Source organism: Pelomonas sp. KK5, assembly GCF_001984095.1.
Taxonomy (GTDB): Bacteria; Pseudomonadota; Gammaproteobacteria; order Burkholderiales; family Burkholderiaceae_C; genus KK5.
Window position 1 is genome coordinate 1 of record NZ_LYVQ01000336.1, and the last position, 4,921, is coordinate 4,921.

Annotated in this window: 6 protein-coding genes; 2 read left to right on the top strand and 4 right to left on the bottom strand. The window is 69.2% G+C overall.

Features of this window, described 5'->3' with window-relative positions:
* Window positions 1-47: 47 nt before the first annotated feature.
* The 3 genes from B0W88_RS29695 to B0W88_RS29705 all read right to left on the bottom strand — a co-directional run bounded on the left by B0W88_RS29695 (window position 48) and on the right by B0W88_RS29705 (window position 2,358).
* The gene (locus B0W88_RS29695) at window positions 48-1,223 is read right to left on the bottom strand and encodes a GGDEF domain-containing protein (RefSeq protein ID WP_077038131.1); all 1,176 of its coding nucleotides are present in this window, start codon (window positions 1,221-1,223) and stop codon (window positions 48-50) included.
* Between the two features lie 111 nt (window positions 1,224-1,334).
* Window positions 1,335-1,832, bottom strand: coding sequence for a hypothetical protein (locus tag B0W88_RS29700; protein WP_077038132.1), 498 nt, complete (start codon window positions 1,830-1,832; stop codon window positions 1,335-1,337).
* Between the two features lie 130 nt (window positions 1,833-1,962).
* A complete protein-coding gene (locus tag B0W88_RS29705) occupies window positions 1,963-2,358 on the bottom strand; it encodes a DUF3224 domain-containing protein (RefSeq protein ID WP_077038133.1) in 396 nt (131 codons plus the stop codon).
* A gap of 65 nt (window positions 2,359-2,423) precedes the next feature.
* Here B0W88_RS29705 and B0W88_RS29710 point away from each other — a divergent pair, with 65 nt between their 5' ends.
* Both B0W88_RS29710 and B0W88_RS29715 read left to right on the top strand, forming a co-directional pair.
* Window positions 2,424-3,206, top strand: coding sequence for a plasmid replication/partition related protein (locus tag B0W88_RS29710; RefSeq protein WP_077038134.1), 783 nt, complete (start codon window positions 2,424-2,426; stop codon window positions 3,204-3,206).
* A gap of 31 nt (window positions 3,207-3,237) precedes the next feature.
* The gene (locus B0W88_RS29715) at window positions 3,238-3,714 is read left to right on the top strand and encodes a nuclear transport factor 2 family protein (protein ID WP_077038136.1); all 477 of its coding nucleotides are present in this window, start codon (window positions 3,238-3,240) and stop codon (window positions 3,712-3,714) included.
* On the opposite strand, the gene B0W88_RS29720 is transcribed toward B0W88_RS29715, so the two are convergent.
* On the bottom strand, window positions 3,695-4,921 hold a 1,227-nt coding region (locus tag B0W88_RS29720), incomplete at its 5' end, for a cyanophycinase (protein WP_077038135.1). The two genes, B0W88_RS29715 and B0W88_RS29720, sit on opposite strands and share 20 nt — an antisense overlap.

Below are 4,921 nucleotides of genomic sequence, written 5' to 3' on the forward strand. Positions count from 1 at the left end.
GTCCTGTACCGCTGCGGGCAGCGGTACAGGACACGCGCCGCAGAGGCTCAGACCAGCTCGAGCTGCACGCCGTCCTGGTCCAGCGTGCGCGAGCGGCCCTGGGCCTTGGCGCCGTACAGGCGGTCGTCGGCGCGCTTGAGCATGGCGGCCAGCGTGTCCTCGGCGCCGTGGACCATCGCGATGCCGGCGCTGTAGCTCAGCTCATGACCCAACTCGCGCGGCGCGGCCTCGGCCAGGTAGTTGCGCATGCGGCGGTCGAAGGCCAGCGCGGCCTCGTGGTCGGCATGCTTCATCAGCACGCAGAACTCCTCGCCGCCGTAGCGGCCCACCTGGTCGCCGGTGCGCAGCGCCGCCTGCAGCGCCGCGGCCACGAACTGCAGCGCGCGATCGCCGGCCGCATGCCCGCGGGTGTCGTTGATGCGCTTGAAGTGGTCCATGTCCAGCATCAGCACCGCCATCGGATGGCCGTAGCGCTGGCTGACCGAGAGTTCGGTATCGGCCTGCTGCATCCAGGCGCGGCGGTTCAGCACGCCGGTGAGCCCGTCCAGCGAGGCCAGGCGCTCCAGCTCGCGGGAGGCCTCGTCGCGATGGGCCAGCAGCACGCCGACCAGCGACAGCACGGTCGTCGCATTGGCCACCAGCGCGAACATGAAATTCACCGGATGCGGCGACAGGAAGCTGGGCATCTGCTCGCTGAAGAAGGCACCGAGCCAGCCGCGCCAGAAGGTCATCACCATCTGCGCCACCAGCACCACCACCAGCAGCCAGCGCCAGCGGCCCACGGCGACCGCCGGCGGTCGCGCCAGCGTGGCGGCCACCAGGCCCATCTGCAGCGCCAGCAGCCCGTTGGACCAGGCGACGCGGAACTCGTAGAACCCGAAGCCCAGGCCATAGCCGAGCGGCACGAGCAAGGCCAGCCATCCCGGCAGGCGCGAGCCACGCGACCGGCCGCACCAGAGCTCGTAGGCGCGGGCATAGCAGGCCAGGCCACCGCCGATGCCGGCCATCGCCAGCGTGGACATGCCGCGATCGACCCAGCCGCCCTGCGGCCCGATCGCCGTCGAGCCGAGCAGCAGCGCCCAGCCGACGGCCTGGAAGGCGGCGCCAAGCTGGGCATGGCGGGCCGCATCGTTGACACGGTCCATTACCGCGCGCAAGGCCACCGCCACCGTCAGCATGTTGACGGTCAGGGCCAGAAGCAGCGAGGCGATGTCGTGAGGCATGAGCGGAGCGACGGACGGACTGCCGAAGCCCGCGAGTCTACCCCGCTATCGTTGCATGCCTGTGGACCCCGGCTGACCGCCGGTCGGCGGTCAGCCGGCCTCTTCTTTCACTCAACGGCGATAGGGGTCGTGGTCGTGGTGGTCGCGGCGATCGGGCACGCCGTCGTTGTCGCGGTCACGGCGGTGGCCGCCGTCGCGGTCGCGCCAGTCCGGCACGCCGTCATGGTCGCGGTCGCGGCGCGCCTCGCGCCAGCCGCCGCCGTAGTAGTGCTGCTGGTAGTGCGGCACATAGGTCTCGCGGTACCAGTTGTCACGCACGAAGTAGACCGGGCGGCCGCAGGCCTGGTACATGTGGCAGTAGCGGCCCCAGTTGCGCTCGTAGCCCACCGGCACGCGCAGGTAGACCGGCTCCATGCGGACCGGCGCGCGCTCGATCCACACTGGCTGGCTGTAGATCACTTGGGGGCGCGGCGCGTTGCCGAGGTCGATCTGGCCGTAGAAGCCGGGCTGGCCGATCGACACCGAGACGCCGACGTCCGCGGCCTGCGAGGCCGCCGTGGCGCCCAGCGCGGCCAGGCCGATGAGGGATGAGATCAAGAGTTTTTGCATGGCACAGCTCCTTTGTGATGGTTCAACGCGCGGGGCTGGCCTGGGGTGCACCCGAAAAAACGTCTCGATACGCTTTCCGACCTGTCCTCCGCGCTGTTGCGTGCTTTACGAAATGGCAATCTGCGTGCCGTTATTCGGAAACCGGCAGTACATAGTCGAAATCATAGAAGTGCTTGCCGCCCTTCTCGATCCGGATGGCCATCGAAGCTGTCAGTCCATGTAACGCGTCACTTCCACTGTCCGGGATCACGGTGACCACGAGGCTGGGCCGGCCGCGGTCCATCGTGCCGCTGTGCTGCAACGAGAAGCTGCCCGCGCGGCCCTCCAGCGTGCCGGTGACCGTCTCGATCGCCACATAGCCGGCCGAGCCTTCGACGGCCGTGCGCACGGCCAGCATCTGGCCGACGCTGGTCGCGTCCAGCGGGCCGTGGTAGCGCTTGTCCAGCAGCATGCGGCCCGGCCCGCCGCCGGCCTCGGGCGGCTGCGGGCTCATGCGGACTTCGAACTCTCCGGTGATGCGTGGCATGGCTGTGTTCTCCCGTCGTGGTTTTCAGAAGCTGGATAATGCCGCCCCTTTTAGACGTACGGCACATGAACATCCAGGTCCTCGAAGAACTGCGCATCTACATCGATCCCCTGACGGCCGACGAGCACGCGGCGCTGGAGCGCAGCATCCTCGCCGAGGGCTGCCGCGACGCCCTGGTGCTGTGGGGCGAGATCCTGGTGGACGGCCACAACCGCTACGGCATCTGCAGCAAGCACGGCCTGCCCTTCCAGACCGTACAGAACACGCGCTTCCAGTCGATGGAGGACGTGCACCTGTGGATGATCGACCAGCACCTGGGCCGGCGCAGCGTGTCGGACTTCCAGCGCGGCGTGCTGGCGCTGCGCAAGAAGGAGATCCTGAGCACGCGGCAGAAGCCGGTCGTGGCGGTGGACGCGCCCGAGGCCGCCGTGCCGCCGCCCGAGAAGCTGAACACGCGCGAATCGATCGCCAAGGCGGCACGCATCAGCAGCGCCACCGTGATGGCGATCGAGAAGATCCAGAAGAACGCCGCGCCGGAGCTGGTCGAGGCAGTCAAGCAGGGCGAGATCTCGATCAATGCCGCCGCCGTGGTGGCCACGCTGCCGGCCGAGGAGCAGGCCGCGGCCGCCGCCGGCGGCAAGAAGGAGCTGCGCGAGGCCGCCAAGCGGGTGCGCGAGGCCAAGGCGCCGGCGAAGCCGAAGGCGGAGGAGCCCGTCGAAGCCGTGGCCGACGCGCCGGCCGAGAACGGATCTGAAACCGAAGTCGAGCGCCTGCAGCGCACGATCGCCGAACTGCGCGCAGAGAACGCCGCGCTGCGCCGCCAGGTGGAAGAACTGCAAACCGCATAGCATGGCGCCTCCCACCGAGGAGCAACACGCCATGACGACCACGACCAGCAAGCCGCCCCTGCCCCCGTTCACCGCCGAGACCGCTGCGCAGAAGGTGCGCATGGCCGAGGATGCCTGGAACAGCCGCGATCCCGACCGGGTCGTGCAGGTCTACACCGAGGACACGCAGTGGCGCAACCGCGCCGAGTTCCCGGCCGGCCGCGCACAGGTCCACGAATTCCTCACGCGCAAGTGGCGGCGCGAGCTGGACTACCGCTTGATCAAGGAGTTATGGGCCTTCGACGGCGCCCGCATCGCCGTGCGCTTTGCGTACGAATGCCATGACGATTCGGGCCAGTGGTTCCGCAGCTACGGCAACGAGAACTGGGAGTTCACCGAACAGGGCCTGATGCGCCGGCGCTTCGCCAGCATCAACGACCTGCCGATCAAGGAGAGCGAGCGGCTCTTCCACTGGCCGCTGGGCCGGCGGCCGGACGACCATCCCGGCCTCAGCGATCTGGGTCTTTGACGGCGGTCAGCGGCGCCGCCAGCGGCGTATAGAGCGGCCGCTTCACCACCACCGGCGTCACGTCCAGCCGCAGCTTCAGCAGCGTGTAGAAGTAGTTGTCGTCCCCGCGGGTGACGACGTTGGCATAGCCCATGCTGCCCTCGCCCTTGTAGAGCCGGAACTCGAAGCCGAGGTCCGGGTTCAGGCTGCTGGCGGGCGCGCCGGCATTGAAGGCCAGGCCCAGCACCTCGGAGCGCGCGCCGGAGAGCAGCCGCGCCATCGCATTGGTGATCGTGTTGTCGCCGAGGATGTCCAGGTAGTAGGGCGTGTTGGCGATGGCCGTGCCGTCGTCGCCCATCGGCGGGTCCATCTTGACGACCCGGGTCTTGGCCGGCGACGGGGCCGCGACGCCGGTCTGCAGGTTGTAGCGGTCGCCGTGGTCCAGGAAGCTCAGCTGGGCGTTGCGCAGGTTGAAGGCGCCCAGCATCGGATCGCTGCTGGCGCGGCTCAGGTCCGCCAGCAGCGCGCCCTTGGCGCCGATCACTTCCATCTCGTGGCCGTGCAGCACGATGGCGCTGTTCTCCTCGATGCCCACGCCCAGCTTGTAGTCCTTGGCCAGCATCAGTGGCAGCATGCGGCCGATGCGGCCGCGCTTGAGGAAGTGCTGGTCGACGAAGAGGTCGGGGCCGACGAAGCCCAGGCCGCGGTCGAACTCGCGCCCGTCGCGCAGCTGGCCCTTGAGCACCATCAGCGGGTCCGGCGCGTCGCGGAACATCGTCGTGCTCATGATGGCCGCGCCGGCGCTGCTGCCGGCCACCACGCCGCCGCGGTGGTAGACCTCCCAGATCGCCTCCAGCATCGCGCTCGGCTTGCCGCCGGGCTGCAGGGTGTCGACGATCATCTCCTGGGCGCCACCGGAGAAGAACACGCCCTGCGCGTTGCGCACCTTGTTGATCAGCGCCGCGTCGTTGAGGTTCTTCTGCAGGTTGACGCCGGCCAGCCGCGGCGCCACGGGAATCGCCTCCGCGTAGGCACCCTGCTTGTTCAGTGCGTTGACGATCTCCTCGGCGCTCAGCTCCGGGTTGACCGAGGCGGTGCCGAAGACGGCGAAGCGGGCGCCCTTGCCACCCGCCTCGTCGACGACGCGCTTCCAGACCGGCACGTTGTCGAAGCGCAGCGCACCGCCGATGACGATGGCGGTGCCCTGGCGGGGCGAATCAGCGGCGGG

Bases quoted from the DNA above. Each gene is read 5' to 3' on its own strand.
- B0W88_RS29710 (WP_077038134.1), top strand. From the start codon at position 2,424: ATGAACATCCAGGTCCTCGAAGAACTGCGCATCTACATCGATCCCCTG.
- B0W88_RS29705 (WP_077038133.1), bottom strand. From the start codon at position 2,358: ATGCCACGCATCACCGGAGAGTTCGAAGTCCGCATGAGCCCGCAGCCG.
- B0W88_RS29695 (WP_077038131.1), bottom strand. From the start codon at position 1,223: ATGCCTCACGACATCGCCTCGCTGCTTCTGGCCCTGACCGTCAACATG.
- B0W88_RS29715 (WP_077038136.1), top strand. From the start codon at position 3,238: ATGACGACCACGACCAGCAAGCCGCCCCTGCCCCCGTTCACCGCCGAG.
- B0W88_RS29700 (WP_077038132.1), bottom strand. From the start codon at position 1,832: ATGCAAAAACTCTTGATCTCATCCCTCATCGGCCTGGCCGCGCTGGGC.